The organism is Deltaproteobacteria bacterium, assembly GCA_035063765.1.
Taxonomy (GTDB): domain Bacteria; phylum Myxococcota_A; class UBA9160; order UBA9160; family PR03; genus CAADGG01.
Window position 1 is genome coordinate 91,286 of record JAPSFT010000005.1, and the last position, 17,420, is coordinate 108,705.

Below are 17,420 nucleotides of genomic sequence, written 5' to 3' on the forward strand. Positions count from 1 at the left end.
CGGGCGCTCGGAGCCGCGCGGTGTCTCGTGGGGGTGCGGCTGCTGATGACCCTCAGCGGCTCACGCGGAGACCCGGTGCGCGTCGAGCGCCGCCTGCGACTGCCTCGCAGGCCTCCTCGAGGGTCGTGACGCGGCGGATCCGTGCGCGCCGGCGCAGCGCGCGGCAGCGTGCGGCCAGTTCGGCCGAAGGGCGATCTCCGACTCCCGTGACGCCGCCGTCGCTCACCCAGATCCGCGGAGCGCGCTGGCGAGCGAGCCACTCGAGCGCGGGCAGGTCCACGACGTTGCCGCTCCCGAAGCCACCGAGGTTCTCGATGGCGGCTCGCTGTCCGTTCTCGGCGACGATGCGCAGCTCGCCGGTGTCGTCAGCGCCCGCATAGAGTGCAATCCGAGTGCGAGTAGGTGCAGCAGCGAGGAAGCGATCGAGATCCCCGGCCGAGATCGACATGCTGCCGCTGACGTCCACGAGCACCGTGACGCCGTGCTCACGCCTGTGGCCCCGGAAGATCGCGCGATCCGTGGCCCAGCGGTGCACGTAGCGGACGACGCTGCCCTCACTCGCGGCGCGCCAGACCCGCCCGCCGCTGCGTGCGCGCAGCGTCACCGGAAGGGGCATCGTCCGGACCACGAGCCGCCCGGGACCGACGGCGGGGCCGCCGTCGGGGTCCGCGCTCGGGCGCGTGCGCAGGCCCCAGGCCTTGCCGTCTCGTTCGCCGACGGAGACGCAGCAGCGGACCACCGAGCGCGTCCGGGCCTTGCCCTCCGCGTCGAGGATGCCCTCCGCGCGCAGCTCCTCCGCGAGCGAACGTGCGAGCGCGAGGCCGGTTGCGAAGGGTGCCGCCACGAGTCTCCGGCGCTCGGCCGCCCTGCGAAGGGTGCGATCGACGCGTGCGACCCAGCCGCGGATCGCTTCGCCGAACGGCGTGTCGTCGCGCCGGAGCACGTGAGCCATCGCCGGCTCCACGCTCGTCCCGATCGACGCCACGGCACGCTGGAAGAGCGCGAAGGCGTCTCCGCGCTTGGCGTCGCCCGCAGCGAGCAGGATCACCCTTGCTTCCGACTCGAAGTCGAGCTCCTGCGGCAGGCCCGCGCGCTCGATCCCGAGGTTCACGCGCGCATCCTCGACGGCGGCGAGGACGCCGATCTCGAACGAGACCTGCGGCAGCACGAGCGGTGAGAAGCGGGCGTGTCCGAGCTCGTGGCGCCGGACGGGCCGGCCGTCCTCGCGCAGGGGGACCCACATGCGGCGCCCGGCGCGGTCGACGGCCCCGTCCGTGCCCAGACCGGGCTCGTGGGAGGAATCGCGGATCCGGTAGGGATGCGCCGGAGGTGCATCCTCGACGAGCTCCGGATACGGGAGGAAGAGCAGGGGATCGGCGGATCGGGTCATCGTCACAGATCGAGCTTCTGCTGCGCCATCGCAAGCAGGAGGGCATCGTGGATCTGCGTCCCCCGCTGGCGGCCGAACACCGCCATGCACGCGTCCTCGAGGCCGAGCGCGTGTCGCAGGACGTCGAGGACCAGGAAGGGGCGCACGCTGACCCGGCGCTCCTCGTCGAGGGCAACCGCGCGCCGCGCCGCCTCGCGCAGCAGGGGGGAGAGCGCAGCGAGGGCGGAGGGGTGTGGCTCGTCGATCTCGAAGCTGACATCGAAGCGATCGCGCAAGGCCGGCGGGAGCTCCGTCGGGGGTTGGTTGTCGGTCACGATCACGCGAAACCCGGGTGCAGGCCCGACGGTCTCGCTCGTCGGGAGCGTGATGGATGCGGTCTCCGGGCGTTCGAGTACCGGGTGCAGGAAGGAGAGCGCATCGTCGCTTGCGTGGAGCAGCTCGTTCAGCACGAGCAGCCCGCCTTCGCGCATGGCGCGGACGACAGGGCCGTCCATCCACACGAGCTCGCTTCCTCGCGGCGTCCAGTGGCCGCGCAGCTCGCTCGCGGGCATCTCCTGGGTGAGCGTCACCACGTAGACGGGCTCGGCGCCACGGTGTCCTTCGTGGATCGCGAAGTGGGTCTTGCCGATGCCGGGCGGTCCGTGCAGGTAGACGTGCCGCACGCACTCGCAGGCGATCGCGCGCCGAACCAGGTCCCAGGTCGAACGTGTGCCCCGCGCATCGTTCTTGCCCTTGTTCTTCGCCTCGCTCTTGTCGGTCTTCGCCGTGGCCATCGGATCGTCCTCCTCGTTCGCAGGCGAGGGGAACGGTCGCAGACGGCGAGGCGGATGGGGCGATGGCCCGAGCGCACGTTTCGGGCCGTCGGCTCGGGGGCGGAGCGGCACGGCCCCGGCGCTCGCACGCCGGCAGCCCCATCCCGGCGACCTCAGAGGCCCGGTACGAAGATGTGTAGGAGGAAGAGGAGGACCGGGAAGGCCACGAAGAGCAGCAGGAGCAACCACATGCCCTTTGGCGAGATCCCCTGCGCGGCGGGGTCTTCCGTCACCGGGTGCTCGCAATGGGGGCAGGCCCAGGCGCTGTTCGGGATCTCGGTCCCGCACTCGGAGCACCGAAGCGGCTTCATTCCGGCTTCCCCCAAAGCTCCCGTCCCGGTCGCGTACCCGCTGCGCTGCGCGCCACGCCTCCGGCGACCCTGGGATTCTAGGCCCTCGTCCAGGGGATCTACAGGGCCCGCGCGTGGAGCGGAGCCCAGGCGGCTCCACGGCCGCGCTCGCTGCGCGCCCAGCGGGTTGGCTTCTCAGCTCGTGTGCTGGAGGATGACCGTGGCGTCCCAGCTCTGCGCGAAGCCGAGATCCGGCGTCCGCGTCGGGATCACGCCCATCTCGAGCTCGGCCATCACGAAGCCGGGCTTCTCGGCGAGCTCGGGGAAGCGCGTGCGGAGCAGGTACGCCCAGATCAGCGTCGTGGTGCCGTCCATCGCGAAGATCCCGATGTAGCCGGGCTCGCCCGGTCCGAGCTCGTCGAGGTGCAGCAGGAATGCGGCGGTGCGATTCGAGCTGCGGTAGCGGGCCGCACCGAGCTCGTTGTAGCGCGATCCCTCGCGTGCGTAGAAGAAGATGTGCTTGCGGTCCTCGAAGCCGCGGGCGAGCTCGCCGTGGAACGTCGGGTGCAGGATGGCCTCTACGCGGCTCAGGATCGTGAAGCAGCCGCGCCACGCCTCGAGGATCCGCTTCTCGAGGTCGGTCTGGCCACGGTTCACCTGCTTGCGCCCGCACTCGTCGAGGGGCGGCCGGGTCGCGGTGAGGATGCGATCGCCGGGACCGGCCGGCACCGGAACCTCGAGGAGGCCGCCCGGACGGCTCCTCGGAGGCGGCGAGTGGTTGAGCAGGAGTCCGCCGTAGTGCCAGCCGAGGCGGGCGAGCAGCGCGAGCATCTCGAAGGTCGCAGCGCCGTCGCGGATCTGGAAGGGACGCACGCGGCGCGAGGAATCGTGCTGGGGAAGCGAGTAGGCAAAGGGAAAGACGAAGCGCGGACGCATCGGAATTTCTCCGCAGGGGAGGCCCCGGCGAAGGACACACCCCGCGCGCGCCGCCGCCGGGCCAGAGAAATCCGAAAGAGGGTACCGGGTCGATTCCGGCCCGGGGTTTCGGGCCGATTCCTCTCCGGCGTCACCCCTCGGGGGTGGTGGTCGATCCGGTCCGCGCGCCGGTGCCGCAGGCCCGCAGCTCGGCCGGGCGGTAGGGCTCGCGGCGCTCGAAGCGGGGCTCCCCGCGGATGCGAGCGATGCGCCAGGCGTTGCCCTCGCGCACGAACTCGTAGAAGTGCCGTCCCTCGGTGTGGCTGCGGGTGCCGGGCGGCGCGCCGCGGGGGTCGTAGCCGAAGTGGACGAAGTAGTCGGCGCCGGTGGCGTGCTCGCCCGCGACCTCGACGCGGAAGTTCGCGAGCACCATCGTCGAGCAGCGTACGAAGGGGAAGACGCCCGTGAGGAAGAGCTGGCGCACCGCGGCCTGGCCGATCGTCGGCGGGAAGCCGTAGGCGGAGAGGTCGTAGACCACGTCCTCGCTCAGGAGCGCCATCAGCGCGTCGATGTCCTTGCCGTCCACGGCCCACGCGAAGGCGACGGGCAGGCGCGCGATCTCGGCCGCGGCGTCGGTGGATCGGCCCGCGCGCGCGCCGGCGCAGCTCGCGCTGGCGAGCGCGAGCAGGCCCCACGCGACGAGCCACCCTCGCGTGCCGGTCCGGATCCGAGTCATCGGGAACTCCTCCTGGGTGCGAGAGCAGGCGGCGGCGCGGCGCTCCGAAAGGGTCGCGCCACGATATGATCGTGCTACGATCCATCGTCATGCGTCCGGCGGCCGCCCCGCGTTCCCGATCCGACCCGAGCCGGGCCGAGTACCGCGCCCTCGCGGAGCTACGCTACCGGATCCGGCGCTTCCTCCACTTCAGCGAGGCCGCGGCGCGCGAGGCCGGGCTCGAGCCGCAGCAGCACCAGCTCCTGCTGGCGATCAAGGGGCTGCCCGACGACCGGCTGGCCACGATCGGCGTGCTGGCGGAGCGGCTGCAGCTCCGCCACCACTCGGCCAACGAGCTGCTGCGCCGGGCCGAGCAGCGCGGGCTGATCTCGACCCGGCGCGCCGACGAGGACCGGCGCCAGGTCCTCGTGAGCCTCACCCGGAAGGGGGAGCTCGCGCTCCACGAGCTCTCGCTCGCCCACCTGGCCGAGCTGCGCTCCGAGGCGCGGGCACTGGTCGAAGGGCTCGAGCAGCTCCTCGGCGCGGGGGGGCGGCGGTGATCGACGGCGACGAGACGGCGCACCGCGCCGCCGCGGGCACCGAGACGCTCGGCGACTTCATCGCGAGCCCGCGCATCCTGGTCCTGGCGCTCCTGGCGATCCCCGTCGGCCTGGTCGGCGCGTTGCTCGCCTACCTGCTGCTCGCCCTGATCGGGCTCTTCACCCATCTCTTCTTCTTCGGCCGCATCGGCTTCGAGCTGGTCTCGCCCGCCGACGCGCCGTCCCGCCTCTCGATCCTGCTCGTGCCCGCCCTCGGCGGGCTGCTGGTCGGCTTCATGGCCCGCTACGGGAGCGAGCGGATCCGCGGCCACGGGATCCCCGAGGCGATCGAGGCGATCCTGATCCACCGCAGCCGGGTGGAGCCGAAGGTCGCGGTCCTGAAGCCGCTCTCGAGCGCGATCGCGATCGGGTCGGGCGGCCCCTTCGGAGCCGAGGGGCCGATCATCATGACCGGCGGCGCGGTCGGCTCGATGATCAGCCAGTTCCTGCACCTGACCAGCGTCGAGCGCAAGACGCTGCTCGTGGCCGGCGCAGCGGCCGGCATGGCGGCCACCTTCGATGCGCCGGTCGCCGCGGTCCTGCTCGCGGTCGAGCTGCTCCTCTTCGAATGGCGCCCGCGCTCGCTGGTCCCGGTCGCGGTGTCGGCGATCTGCGCCACGATGCTGCGCCACGTGATCCTCGGGGTCGGGCCGCTCTTCCCGGTGGCGGCGCATCCCGCGAACATCGGTGCACTCACCCTGCTCGCCTGCGCGCCGGTCGGGCTGCTGGCGGGCGGGCTCTCGACGCTCCTGACCCAGGGCGTCTACCTGACCGAGGACCTCTTCGAGAAGCTCCCGATCCACTGGATGTGGTGGCCGGCGATCGGCGGGCTCTTCGTGGGGCTCGGCGGCCTCGTCTTCCCGCACGCGCTCGGCGTCGGCTACGACACGCTGCGCGATCTCCTGAACGGCGACATGGCGACCGAGGTGATCCTCGGCGTGCTGGTCGTGAAGGCCCTGATCTGGACGATCGCGCTCGGCTCCGGCACCTCGGGCGGCGTCCTGGCTCCGCTCCTCATGATGGGCGCCGCGCTCGGCGGGGTGGAGGCCATGGTGCTGCCCGACATGGGACCAGGCTTCTGGCCGCTCGTCAGCATGGGCGCGATCCTGGGCGGCACGATGCGGGTGCCGTTCACCGCCATCGTCTTCACCCTGGAGCTGACCCACGACCTGCCCGCGCTGCTCCCGCTGCTCGTCGCGGTGACCACCGCCTACACCTCGACCGTGATGCTGATGAAGCGCTCGATCCTCACGGAGAAGCTCTCGCGCCGCGGCCACCACCTCTCGCGCGAGTACGCCGTCGATCCGCTGGAGGGGCTCTTCGCGCGGCAGGTGATGCGCACGAACGTCACCGTGCTGCCGGCCTCCACGCCGCTCGTGGATCTGGGTCGCTCGCTGAACGCCGGCGGCCGGCGGGGCTTCCAGGGTCTCTACCCGGTGACGGGCGACGACGGGCGGATGCTCGGGATCGTGACCCGTCACGACCTGGAGGCGCTCCTGGCCCAGGGCCCACAGGGCGCGACGACCCTGCGCGGCATCCTGCGGGCGAACCCGGTGGTCGCCCATCCCGACGAGCCGCTGCGCACCGTCGTCTACCGGATGGCGGAGACCGGGCGGACCCGCATGCCGGTCGTCGAGCGGGACGATCCGGCGCGTCTGGTCGGGGTCATCGCGCTGCGCGACCTGCTCGGCGCCCGCGTGCGCGCGCTCGAGGAGGAGCGCACGAGGGAGCGGACCCTGCGCGTCCGCACCTTCATCCCGCGTGCCTCGCAGCTCTTCGGTGCGCGCCGCAGCCGGACGGCGCCGGGCTCCGCCCCCGTGGAGCCCGGACCCGCGGGCGAGGTGCGCGACGTGGGGCGGTGAGCACGCAGCTCAGCGGCTTCCGCTGATGTAGTGCTCGAGCTGCTCGATGGTGAGCTGCTGGTCCTCGATGATCGTCGAGACCACGTCCCCGATCGAGACGATCCCGGCCAGCCGGCCCTCGTCGATCACCGGGATGTGGCGGATGCGGTGCTTCGTCATGAGTGCCATGCAGGTCTGCTCGGAGTGGTCCGGGCTCACGCAGACCACACCCGTCGCCATGATCTCGCAGACCGGCGTGTCCTTCGAGACGCGTCCCTTCAGGATCACCTTGCGGGCGTAGTCGCGCTCGGACACGATGCCGACGAGCGTGCCCCGCGGGTCGACGACGACGAGGGCGCCGACGTCGTGCTCCGCCATCTTCTGGAGCGCCTCGAAGACGGTGGCGTCGGGGCCGACGCAGTGGACGTCTCGGCCCTTGCGATCGAGGACGTGCTTGACGAGGCGCATGGTCGCCTCCTTCCCCGGCAGCCCCCCGGTCCAGAAGTACCACGCCGGCCCGGGCGGTGGCAATTCCGACCCCTGGCGGAGCGCAGGCGGCCGCCCGCCCGGCCCGCCTGGCGGTCCGTCTAGGGCTGGCTCTTCTCGGCTTCGTCGAAGCGCTCGATCTGCCGCTCCTGCATCCGCTGCTCGATGTCCTGCTGGCGCTCCTTCTCGGTCTCCGCCATGTCGGCTGCGGATTCGGGCGTGCTCACCTCGTCGCCCCTGGGCGGGGAGAGGCCGCGTTCGACCTGGTTCTCGCCACAGGCCGCGAGTGCGAGCGCGACGAGCACGATCGCGATGGGTGCGAGACGGTCCATTGCGTTCTCCTCCTCGATGTCCCGGGAGCAGTCTACCCGCTCGCGGCGATCCCGGAGCCCGTCGCGCCGGCGGGCGGCCCTGGAATAGACTGGGCGCCGGAGGAGCGCCATGGCGAAGCCGGTCCGATTCGGGGTCACCCTGCCGCAGATCAAGAGGAGCTGGCAGGAGGCCCGCGACACGGCCCTGGAGGCCGACGCGCTCGGCTACGACTCGCTCTGGGTCTGCGACCACCTCTACGGGGTGCCGGCGCCCCAGCTCCCGATCTTCGAGGCCTGGAGCGAGCTCGCCGCCGTCGCCGCCATCACCCGGCGGGCCCGGCTCGGCACGCTCGTCACCCCGCCCTTCTTCCGCAACCCCGCGCTCCTCGCCAAGCAGATCGCGACGATCGACCACGTCGCCGGGGGCGGCCGCGTCGTCGCCGGGCTCGGCGCGGGCTGGTTCCAGCCCGAGTTCGAGGGCACGGGCTCGCCGTTCCCGGGCCTGCGCGAGCGCCTGCGCGCGCTCGACGAGACCGTACGGATCCTGAAGGGCCTGTGGACGCAGGAGCGCTTCTCCTTCGAAGGGCGTCACTTCCGGGTGAAGGACGCCGTCTGCGAGCCCAAGCCGCTGCGCCCGCCCGAGATCCTGATCGGGGGTGGGGGTGAGCGCGTGCTGATGGGCATCGCCGCGCGGCACGCCGACATCTGGAACAACATGGCGGTCTTCCAGGCCCAGCTCGGCCCGAAGGTGGAGGCGCTCCGGCGCCGCTGCGACGAGCTGCAGCGCGACTTCGACGAGATCACGCTGTCGCAGCAGTGCGTCGTCGTGCTCGCGGAGGACCAGGCCTCCGCCCGCGCGGCGCTCGAGAAGGCCGCCAAGGTCTACGGCGGCCACATGGGAGCGGCGCTCGCGGAGCACGGCATCTGGGGCGACCCGGAGGGCGTGATCGAGCGCATCGAGCGCCACCGCCGGCTCGGTGTCAGCCTCTTCGTCATCGAGTTCTTCGGGCGCGACACCCGGGTGCCGGCGCGGCTCTTCGCCGAGAAGGTGATGCCGGCCTTCGCCTGACACCCGCGGCCGCTGCTGCCGGCGCTCGTCCACCGCGCGGATGGTCGTGGATCCAACACGGGCGCTGCATCACGTGCGTGATGGACGTCGCTCGGTGGTGGTCTAGGCTCGGGATCCATCCAGCGGATCGAGAGCATCTCGACCGCGTGGCGGAGCTCGAGTCCGACGTGCCTCCCACGATGCCCTCCGCTCGAGCCCGCGCGCTCCAGGCCACGGCTCCACCCGACGCTGGCGGGCGGCTCGCCGTCCCGGCGCCCTTCCATCTCGAGGCGACCGTCCGCGTGCTCCAGCGGCGGCCGGCGAACCGGGTCGACGTCTGGGAGGACGGGCGGTACCTGCGGGTCCTGGGATCGGCCGGCGGGCTCGCCCTGGTCGAGGTGGCCGACGCCGGAAGCGTCGACGAGCCCGGCCTCCGCTTCCGCGTGCTCCATGGCGACCCCGCCGCGCCGGGGCGCGCCGAGCTCGGCACGATGCTCCGGCGGATGCTCGGGCTCGACCTGGATCCGGAGCCCCTGCAGCAGCGGGCGGAGTCCGAGCCCCGGCTCCGCGAGACCGCGCTCGCCCTGCGCGGGATGCGCCCGCCGCGCTTCGCGGGGCTCTTCGAGGCGTTCGCGAGCGTGGTGCCCTTCCAGCAGCTGAGCCTCGACGCCGGCATCGCCGTGCTCGGCCGGCTGGTGGAGCGTTTCGGCCGGTCCCTGGAGCACGCGGGCCAGCGCCGCTTCGCCTTCCCGGCCGCAGCGGCCGTTGCCGAGGCGCGCATCGCCGCGCTCACGGCGTGCGGGCTCAGCCACAAGAAGGCCGAGACGCTGCGCCAGGTCGCGCGGTCGATCGGATCGGGCGAGCTCGGCGAGGAGCCGCTCTCGCGCATGAGCAGCCGCGAGGCGATCCGATGCCTCGACGAGCTGCCGGGCGTCGGCCCCTGGACCGCCGCGCTGGTGCTCCTGCGCGGCCTCGGCCGCCTCGACGTCTTCCCGCCGGGCGACGTCGGCGTCGCCCGCGGGCTCGGCGGGCTCCTCGGCCTGCGGTCACCGCGCTCGCTCGAGCGCGTGGTCGCGCGCTTCGGCGACCAGCGCGGCTACCTCTACTTCTGCTCGCTCGGGGCCGCGCTGCTCGCTCGCGATCTCGTCCACGCGGCGCCGCCGCCGGGCCGGTCCGCCTAGCCGATCGGCCGGCTCAGCGCAGCTCGAAGTCGGCGATGCGGGGCGTCGCCATCTCCTCGCGCAGGCGATCGAAGCTCCAGGGCCAGACGGCCGGCACGCCCTCGGCGTCGAGATACCAGCTCCGGCAGCCGCTGGCCCAGATCGTCTTGCGGGTCGCCTGGCGCCGTTCGGCGTCGAAGCGCTCCGTCGCCTCCCGCGAGGCCGACACCTCGCGGCACTCGCCCGCGCGGATCCGGTCCACGAGCTGGAGGGCGTAGCCGAGCTGGAGCTCGGCCACCTCGATCAGCGAGAAGTTCCCGACCGGGCCGTTCGGGCCGTTGAGCATGAAGAGGTTCGGGAAGTCCGGGATCGAGATGGCCATGTAGGCGATCGGGCCCTTGCGCCAGGCCTCCTCGAGCGCGAGGCCATCGCGCCCGACGACCTCCATCGGCCGCATGAAGCGGTCGACCCGGAAGCCGGTGGCGAGGATCAGCACGTCGAGCTCGTGCAGGCGGCCGTCGCGGGTCCGCACCCCCGACGGCTCGATCCGCTCGATCCCCTCGGTGACGAGCTCGGCGTTCGGGCGCTGGATGGCCTGATAGAAGTCCGCGGACATCACGAGCCGCTTGCACCCGGCCCGGTAGTCGGGGCGGAGCTTCTCCCGCAGGACGGGATCCCGGACCTGGCTCTCGAGGTTGGCGACGCAGGCCGCGTGGATGGCCTGGAGCTGCGGCGAGCTCGCGTCCACCACCGCGTTCGAGAACATGTCGGCGAACATGCGCGAGATGTCCGCCCGGAGCTGCTTCATCGTCTCCGGGTGCCGGCGGAACGCGGCCTTCTCGTCCTCGGTGTAGGCCGGGTTGTCCTGGGGCACGACCCACTGTGCGGTGCGCTGGAAGAGCGAGAGCTTCGCCACGTCGCCGATCACCGACGGGACGATCTGCACCGCGGTCGATCCGGTTCCGATGATCCCGACGCGCTGGCCCGCGAGCGGAACGGCGTGGTTCCAGCGTGCCGTGTGGAAGGAGACGCCGGCGAAGGAGTCGAGGCCGGGGATGTCGGGGTAGGCGGGATGGTGGAGGACACCCGTGGCCGCGATCACGACGTCGCCCACGTCGCGCGAGCCGTCGGAGAGCTCGATGTGCCAGCGGCCGTTCTCGAAGGCGCAGCGGCGCACCTCCTGGCCGTAGCGGATGACCCGGTCCACGCCGTAGCGGCGCGCGACGTCCTCGAAGTAGGTCTGGATCTCTCCCCCCGGCGAGAAGCGATGGCTCCAGTCGGGGTTCAGCGCGAAGGAGTAGCTGTAGAGGTGCGAGGGCACGTCGCAGCCGACGCCTGCGTAGGTGTTCTCCCGCCAGGTCCCGCCGAGACGATCGGTCTTCTCGTAGATCTCGAAGTCGTGGTAGCCGGCCTCGCGCAGCTTGATGGCGCTCAGGATCCCGGACATGCCCGCCCCGATCACGAGGAAGCGGAGTCCCGCACGATCGGTGCTCGGGTGGGCGGTCGCTGCGGTTCGGGTCATGGCATCTCCCTCTCGCGTGGCTGGTCGATCTTACGCCCGTTGCCCCTCCGGTGCATCGGCGCACGAGGCGCCGCGCGCCCGAGCGCGTAGACTGTCGGCCAGCCGGCATGGGGCCGCCCGCCCGGCATCGACGCGGTTGCTTCGCGGAGCGCGATGGACCCGGAACCGGACGCCTCCTCTGCCGAGCCGCTCTCGAGCGCCGACCTGCTCGACGCGTGGCCGATCACCTCCCGCGACGAGCGACTCGAGGGCTTCCGGCTGCTGTCGCGCAGCGAGGCCGAGGAGCTCTTCCTGGGGCTCGCGCCGGGCGCCCAGGCGGACCTCTTGCTCTCGCTGCCTCGCGAGGAGCGGCGCTCCTGGCTGCGCCTGCTCGCGCCCGACGACGCCGCGGACCTGCTGCAGGCGGCACCGGCCGGGGCGCGCCCGGAGCTGCTCGGCCAGCTCGACGCGCCCAGCCGCAAGGAGGTCCAGGCCCTCCTCGCCTACGCGGAGGACGCCGCCGGCGGCCTGATGAGCCCCCGCTACGCGCGGCTGCGCCCCGAGCTCAGCGTGGACGAGGCCATCCGCTACCTGCGCGAGCAGGCGCGCGAGCGGCTCGAGACCATCTACTACGTGTACGTGCTCGACGAGGGCCAGCACCTGGTCGGGGTCGTCTCCTTCCGCGAGCTCTTCGCAGCGGCGCCCGGCCGGACGGTGCGGGACATCATGCACACCGACTTCGTGACGGTGCGCGAGCACCAGGACCAGGAGGCGGTGAGCCGCGTGTTCGCGGCCACCGGCTACCTGGCGATCCCGGTCGTGGACGCCGAGCGCCGCATCCAGGGCATCATCACCGTCGACGACATCGTCGACGTGGTGCAGGAGGAGGCGACCGAGGACATCCACAAGCTGGGCGGCATGGAGGCGCTCGACGCGCCCTACCTCTCGGTCGCCTTCGGGCGCATGGTGCGCAAGCGGGCGGGCTGGCTGTCGGCGCTGTTCCTCGGCGAGATGCTGACGGCCACCGCCATGGCGTACTTCGAGGGCGAGATCGCGCGCGCCGTCGTGCTCGCCCTGTTCGTGCCGCTGATCATCTCGAGCGGCGGCAACTCCGGATCGCAGGCCTCGACGCTCGTGATCCGGGCGATGGCGCTCGGCGAGGTGCGGATCCGCGACTGGTGGCGCGTGATCCGCCGCGAGCTGGCGGCGGGGATGGTGCTGGGGACCGTGCTCGGCTCGATCGGCTTCCTGCGCATCGTGGTCTGGCAGTCGGTGAGCCCGCTCTACGGCGAGCACTACCTGCTCGTGGCCGTGACGGTGTGCGCGAGCCTGATCGGTGTCGTGACCTTCGGAACCCTCGCAGGCTCGCTCCTGCCCTTCGTCCTGCGCCGGCTCGGCTTCGACCCGGCCAGCGCCTCGGCCCCGTTCGTGGCGACGCTCGTCGACGTGACCGGGCTCGTGATCTACTTCTCGGTGGCGAGCGTGGTGCTGCGCGGCACGCTCATCTGATGCGGCGCCAGGCGCGGGCACGCGGGGGCGCGGCTCGGGAGGCACGGGCGGCAAGGCCGGCGTCGCGCCCCGGCGCTAGCCTGCGCGGGCTCGATGAGGCTCGTCCTCCATCTCGTCCTGATCGCGCTCGCGATCGCTCCGGCGCTCCTCGCCTGTGAAGGGGCCGGGCCGGCGCCGGAGACGCGCGCGGCGGGCCGTCTCGGCGAGGTCGAGCTGTTCCCGCCTGCGGGCGCAGCGCGCGCGCTGGTCTACCTGGTCTCCGACGCCGGCGGCTGGTCGCCCGCGTGGACGCACGCGGCCGGGCTCCTGCGCGCCCGCGGTGCCGCCGTCGTGGGGGTGGACCTCCGGCAGTACCTGGCAGGCCTGCGCGCGAGCCACGACGGCTGCCACTACGTGATCGCCGAGCTCGAGGACCGCAGCCAGCGCTGGCAGCGCGAGCTCGGGGGCAGTGTCTACCGCTCGCCGATCCTGGCCGGCGCGGGCGAGGGCGGCACGCTTGCGCTCGCCGCGCTCGCGCAGGCGCCGGCGGCGACGGTGGCCGGCGCGGTCGTCGCCGACCCCGCCCCCGCGCTCCCGACCCGGGTGCCGCTGTGCCCCGGCGCGCCGTCGCACCCGCTGCCGGAGGGCGGCTTCGCGTACGGCGAGCCGGCCGCCTGGCCGGGCTTCGTGCGCCGCGCCGCGCCGGGCCCCGCGCCGGCGCCGGAGCGGCTCGCCGCCGCGGTCGCCGCTGCGATCGACGCGAGCGACGGGGAGGGGGCGCTCCGCGGCCTCCCGCTCGTCGAGCTGCCGGCTGCCCGCCCGGGCCCCTTCCTCGCCGTCCTCTACTCGGGCGACGGGGGCTGGCGCGATCTCGACAAGACCGTGGGCGAGTGGCTGGCGGCGCACGGCGTCGCCGTCGTGGGCATCGACAGCCTGCGCTACTTCTGGAACGCGAAGACACCCGAGCGCGTCGCCTCCGACCTGGCGGAGATCATCCGCACCTACGGCGCGCGCTGGGAGCGCTCGCAGGTGGCGTTGATCGGCTACTCGTTCGGCGCCGGCATCGTCCCGTTCGCCCTCGAGCGGCTTCCCGAGGCCGAGCGCGCGCGGGTGGTGCAGATCTCGCTCCTCGGGCTCGAGCCGCGGGCCCCCTTCGCCTTCCACGTCGCGGGCTGGCTCGAGCAGGCGGGCGTGATCTCGGACGCCTACCGCGACGCGCCGCTCGTGCTCCCGGAGCTCGAGCGCATCGACCCGCGGAGGGTCCAGTGCTTCGAGGGAGCGGAGGAGCCCGACTCGCTGTGCCGGGCGCCCGAGCTCGGCGCGGTCGAGCGGATCACGACCCGCGGCGGGCACCACTTCGACGGCGACTACCCGAAGCTGGCACGGCGGATCCTCGACGGGCTCGAGCGGCGCGCCGCCGCGCGGGGCGCGCCGTGAAGGAACGCCTGCTGACGGCGCTGCCGGCCATCCTCGGTGTCGTGCTCTTCGCGGTGGCGGCCCTCATGCTCCACCACGAGCTCGCGCAGCACCCGCTGCACGACGTGGTCGCGCAGATCGCGCGGATCCCACGCGCGGACGTCCTGCTGGCGGTCGGCCTCACCGTGCTCGGCTACCTCTCGCTCACCGGCTACGACGCCCTCGCCCTGCGCTGGGCCGGCGCCCGGCTCGGCTACCCGCGCGTCGCGCTGGCGTCCTTCGTCGCCTACGTGTTCAGCCACAACATCGGGCTCTCGTTCTTCGGCGGGAGCGCCGTCCGCTACCGGATGTTCACGAGCTGGGGCGTCAGCGCGGCCACGCTCGCGCGCGCCATCACCTTCGACGTGCTGACCTTCTGGCTGGGCTTCCTCGCGCTCGGCTCGGCCACCTTCCTGCGGGCGCCGCTGCCGGTGCCCGGCGCCCTGCACTCGCTCCTCGCGACGAGCCGGCCGATCGGGTTCGTGCTGCTCGCGCTGCTCGCCGCCTACGCGCTCGCCACCCTGCGCCGCGACCGCAGGCTGCGCGTGAGCGGCTTCTCGATCGAGCAGCCCGGGCCTTGCTGGACCGCCGCGCAGCTCGCGCTCTCGTGCGTGGACTGGGCGCTCGCTGCGGGGGCCTTCTACGTGCTCCTGCCCTCCGCGCCCGGGCTCGGCTTCGCGACCGTGCTCGGTGCCTTCCTGCTCGCCCAGGTGCTCGGGCTCGTGAGCCACGTGCCCGCGGGTCTCGGCGTCTTCGAGACCGCCATGGTCCTGCTGCTCGCGCCGTGGGTGCGCGGCGACCAGGTGCTCGGCTCCGCGGTCGCCTTCCGGCTCGTCTACTACCTGCTGCCGATGCTGGTGGCCGTCGCGCTCTTCCTCGGCTTCGAGCTGGCGCAGCGGCGGCGGGCGGTCGCCCGGGCGCGCGCCGTGATCGCGGGGTGGATGCCGGAGCTGGTGCCGCGCGCCCTCGCGGTGGCCTGCTTCGCGGCCGGGGTCGTGCTGCTGCTCTCCGGTGCGACGCCGGCCGCGCCCGGCCGCATCGAGCGCCTCGGGGGCTGGCTGCCGCTCCTCTTCGTCGAGCTCTCGCACCTGCTCGGAAGCGTGGCCGGCGTCGGGCTGCTGCTGCTCGCGCGCGCCGTCCAGCAGCGCATCGACGCCGCCTGGTGGGCCGCGCTGGCGCTGCTGGTGGGCGGCGCGGCGACCTCGCTCGGCAAGGGGCTCGACTGGGAGGAGGCGTTGCTGCTGCTCGGGGCGGCCGCCGCGCTGGCGCCCTGCCACCGCTACTTCTACCGGCGCAGCTCGCTCGTCGGGCAGTCGTTCACGCCCACGTGGATGGCCGGCATCGCGGGGGTCCTGATCGGCACCGGCTTCGTCGTGCTGCTCGCGTACCGGCACGTGGACTACGCGCGCGAGCTGTGGTGGCAGTTCGCCCTCGACGCGAACGCGCCGCGCTCGCTGCGCGCGCTGGCGGCCGGCGCGCTCACGCTCGGGGCCTTCGCGCTGGCGCGGCTCCTCCGGCCGGCGCCCCCGCTGGCCGGGCTGCCCGGTCCGGCGGAGCTCGACCGCGCCGCCGCGCTGGCGGCCGGCGCGGCGCACGCCGACGCGCACCTCGCGCTGCTCGGCGACAAGCAGCTCCTCTTCTCCGAGAACGGTGAGGGCTTCCTCATGTACGGCGTGCACGGCCGGGGCTGGGTGGCGATGGGCGACCCCGTCGCACCGTCGCCAGCAGCGCGCCGCGAGCTTGCCTGGCGCTTCCGCGAGGAGGCGGACCGGCACGGCGGAACGCCGATCTTCTACGAGGTGGGGGGCGACGACCTGCCGATCTACGTCGACCTCGGCCTCCACCTGCGCAAGATCGGCGAGGAGGCGCGCGTGCCGCTCGCCGGCTTCTCGCTGGAGGGCAAGGCCCACGCCAAGCTGCGCCACGCGGTGCGGCGCATGGAGCGGGAGGAGACCGTCTTCGAGATGGTGCCCGTCGAGCGGGTAGCGGCGCTCCTCGACGAGCTGGCCGCCGTCTCGGACGCGTGGCTCGCCGCCAAGCACACCCGCGAGAAGCGCTTCTCGCTCGGCTGCTTCGACCGCGCCTACCTGCAGCGGCTCCCGGTGGCCGTCATGCGCCGCCAGGGGCGGATCGTGGCGTTCGCGAACGTGTGGGCCGGGCGCGCGCGCGAGGAGCTCTCGGTCGACCTGATGCGGCACACCGACGACGCACCGTCCGGCGTGATGGACGCGCTCTTCGCCGAGCTGCTGCTGTGGGGCCGCGCCGAGGGGTACCGTTGGTTCGGGCTCGGCATGGCGCCGCTGGCAGGCCTCGAGCGACACCGCCTCGCGCCGCGCTGGAACCAGCTCGGCGCACTTCTGTTCCGCTACGGCGAGCACTTCTACAACTTCCAGGGTCTGCGCGCCTTCAAGGACAAGTTCGACCCGGTGTGGGAGCCGCGCTATCTGGCGACCCCCGGCGGGCTGGCGTCGGCCCTGGCGCTGGGGCACGTGGCGGCGCTCGTGAACGGCGGGGTCGCGGGGCTCGTGAAGAAGTAGCCCGCGATCGTGCTGCGACCGGCTCGCGCTAGCTTCCGTGGCATGGCCCCCGGGCGATGGACACGAGCGCTGGGAACGCTGCTGGCGGCGCCGGCGCTCGCCGGTACACCCGCGCGAGGGGCCGAGCCGATCCCCTTCACCCTGCGATCGCCTGCCTTCGAGACGGGCGCCGGGATCCCGCGCCGGCACACCTGTCAGGGCGCGGACCTCTCTCCACCGCTCACGTGGGCCGATCCGCCGGCCGGCACGCGCAGCCTCGCGCTGACCGTGGTCGACCCCGACGTCCCGGACCCGGCCGCGCCGGAGCGCAGCTGGGTCCACTGGGTGGTGTACGACCTCCCGGCGGACGTCCGGGCCCTTCCAGAGAACGCCGGTGCGAGCGCAGCCTCGCTCCCCGCTGGCGCCCGCGCCGGCCGCAACGACTGGGGCCGGCCCGATTACGGCGGCCCCTGCCCGCCGATCGGCCGCCATCGCTACCTCCACCGTCTCCAGGCGCTCGACGTGGTGCTCGGGGACCTCGGCACGCCCACCCGCGATGCGCTCCTGCGCGCGACGGAAGGCCACGTTCTCGGCGAGGCCGAGCTCCTGGGGACCTACCAGAAGGAGCGCTGAGCGGGGGAGTGCGGCTGCGGTCTCTTGCCGCCGTGATACGCAACTCTTTTTCGGATCGGTTCCAGGTTTCAATCGCTTCTGCCGCCCACCTGTGTCGATCTGCCTCGCTCCGGCGCCTCCGGCGTGGTCCGTCCGGTCCGAAGTCCCCAACCGACGCGACTTCGCCGTCGGCGGCCACCCTATAGAGTCTCCCTGGATCGGCCCATTCCCCTCGTGACGGGCAGATCGGGCGCCAGCGTCCGTCTGCCGGCTCTGTGACC

The 17,420-nt window shown here is 73.2% G+C and carries 15 protein-coding genes; 8 read left to right on the forward strand and 7 right to left on the reverse strand.

Going from position 1 to position 17,420, the window contains the following annotated elements:
* Nucleotides 1-52: 52 nt before the first annotated feature.
* From OZ948_04395 to OZ948_04410, 4 genes are all read right to left on the reverse strand, one after another.
* A complete protein-coding gene (locus tag OZ948_04395; protein MEB2343957.1) occupies nucleotides 53-1,390 on the reverse strand; it encodes a hypothetical protein in 1,338 nt (445 codons plus the stop codon).
* Nucleotides 1,391-1,392: 2 nt separating this feature from the next.
* Complete coding sequence (locus OZ948_04400) at nucleotides 1,393-2,163, reverse strand: AAA family ATPase (GenBank protein MEB2343958.1); 771 nt, start codon at nucleotides 2,161-2,163, stop codon at nucleotides 1,393-1,395.
* A 524-nt stretch (nucleotides 2,164-2,687) separates the two neighbouring features.
* Entirely contained in the window at nucleotides 2,688-3,428 is a 741-nt protein-coding gene (locus tag OZ948_04405) for a hypothetical protein (protein MEB2343959.1), read from the reverse strand.
* A 130-nt stretch (nucleotides 3,429-3,558) separates the two neighbouring features.
* On the reverse strand, nucleotides 3,559-4,143 hold the full coding sequence (locus tag OZ948_04410) for a nuclear transport factor 2 family protein (GenBank protein MEB2343960.1): 585 nt from the start codon (nucleotides 4,141-4,143) through the stop codon (nucleotides 3,559-3,561).
* 89 nt (nucleotides 4,144-4,232) lie between these two features.
* Here OZ948_04410 and OZ948_04415 point away from each other — a divergent pair, with 89 nt between their 5' ends.
* Entirely contained in the window at nucleotides 4,233-4,682 is a 450-nt protein-coding gene (locus tag OZ948_04415) for a helix-turn-helix domain-containing protein (protein MEB2343961.1), read from the forward strand.
* Entirely contained in the window at nucleotides 4,679-6,583 is a 1,905-nt protein-coding gene (locus OZ948_04420) for a chloride channel protein (GenBank protein ID MEB2343962.1), read from the forward strand. The genes OZ948_04415 and OZ948_04420 overlap by 4 nt, the downstream gene beginning before the upstream one ends.
* Before the next feature lie 9 nt (nucleotides 6,584-6,592).
* On the opposite strand, the gene OZ948_04425 is transcribed toward OZ948_04420, so the two are convergent.
* Entirely contained in the window at nucleotides 6,593-7,030 is a 438-nt protein-coding gene (locus tag OZ948_04425; GenBank protein MEB2343963.1) for a CBS domain-containing protein, read from the reverse strand.
* A gap of 119 nt (nucleotides 7,031-7,149) precedes the next feature.
* Nucleotides 7,150-7,380, reverse strand: coding sequence for a hypothetical protein (locus OZ948_04430; protein MEB2343964.1), 231 nt, complete (start codon nucleotides 7,378-7,380; stop codon nucleotides 7,150-7,152).
* Between the two features lie 109 nt (nucleotides 7,381-7,489).
* On the opposite strand from OZ948_04430, the gene OZ948_04435 reads away from it, so the two are divergent.
* Together OZ948_04435 and OZ948_04440 are read left to right on the forward strand one after the other, a co-directional pair.
* A complete protein-coding gene (locus OZ948_04435; GenBank protein MEB2343965.1) occupies nucleotides 7,490-8,428 on the forward strand; it encodes an LLM class flavin-dependent oxidoreductase in 939 nt (312 codons plus the stop codon).
* Between the two features lie 146 nt (nucleotides 8,429-8,574).
* Nucleotides 8,575-9,588, forward strand: a complete 1,014-nt coding sequence (locus tag OZ948_04440; protein ID MEB2343966.1) for a hypothetical protein — start codon at nucleotides 8,575-8,577, stop codon at nucleotides 9,586-9,588.
* Between the two features lie 13 nt (nucleotides 9,589-9,601).
* On the opposite strand, the gene OZ948_04445 is transcribed toward OZ948_04440, so the two are convergent.
* Nucleotides 9,602-11,089 carry an NAD(P)/FAD-dependent oxidoreductase gene (locus OZ948_04445; protein ID MEB2343967.1) on the reverse strand — a complete coding sequence of 496 codons (1,488 nt, stop codon included), beginning with the start codon at nucleotides 11,087-11,089 and terminating at the stop codon, nucleotides 9,602-9,604.
* A gap of 153 nt (nucleotides 11,090-11,242) precedes the next feature.
* Between OZ948_04445 and mgtE the strand changes: the two genes are divergently transcribed.
* From mgtE to OZ948_04465, 4 genes are all read left to right on the forward strand, one after another.
* Nucleotides 11,243-12,577 carry a magnesium transporter gene (gene mgtE / locus OZ948_04450; GenBank protein MEB2343968.1) on the forward strand — a complete coding sequence of 445 codons (1,335 nt, stop codon included), beginning with the start codon at nucleotides 11,243-11,245 and terminating at the stop codon, nucleotides 12,575-12,577.
* Nucleotides 12,578-12,670: 93 nt separating this feature from the next.
* On the forward strand, nucleotides 12,671-13,993 hold the full coding sequence (locus OZ948_04455) for a virulence factor family protein (protein ID MEB2343969.1): 1,323 nt from the start codon (nucleotides 12,671-12,673) through the stop codon (nucleotides 13,991-13,993).
* Complete coding sequence (mprF, locus tag OZ948_04460) at nucleotides 13,990-16,548, forward strand: bifunctional lysylphosphatidylglycerol flippase/synthetase MprF (protein ID MEB2343970.1); 2,559 nt, start codon at nucleotides 13,990-13,992, stop codon at nucleotides 16,546-16,548. The genes OZ948_04455 and mprF overlap by 4 nt, the downstream gene beginning before the upstream one ends.
* Before the next feature lie 129 nt (nucleotides 16,549-16,677).
* Nucleotides 16,678-17,160 carry a YbhB/YbcL family Raf kinase inhibitor-like protein gene (locus OZ948_04465; GenBank protein ID MEB2343971.1) on the forward strand — a complete coding sequence of 161 codons (483 nt, stop codon included), beginning with the start codon at nucleotides 16,678-16,680 and terminating at the stop codon, nucleotides 17,158-17,160.
* Nucleotides 17,161-17,420 lie beyond the last annotated feature (260 nt).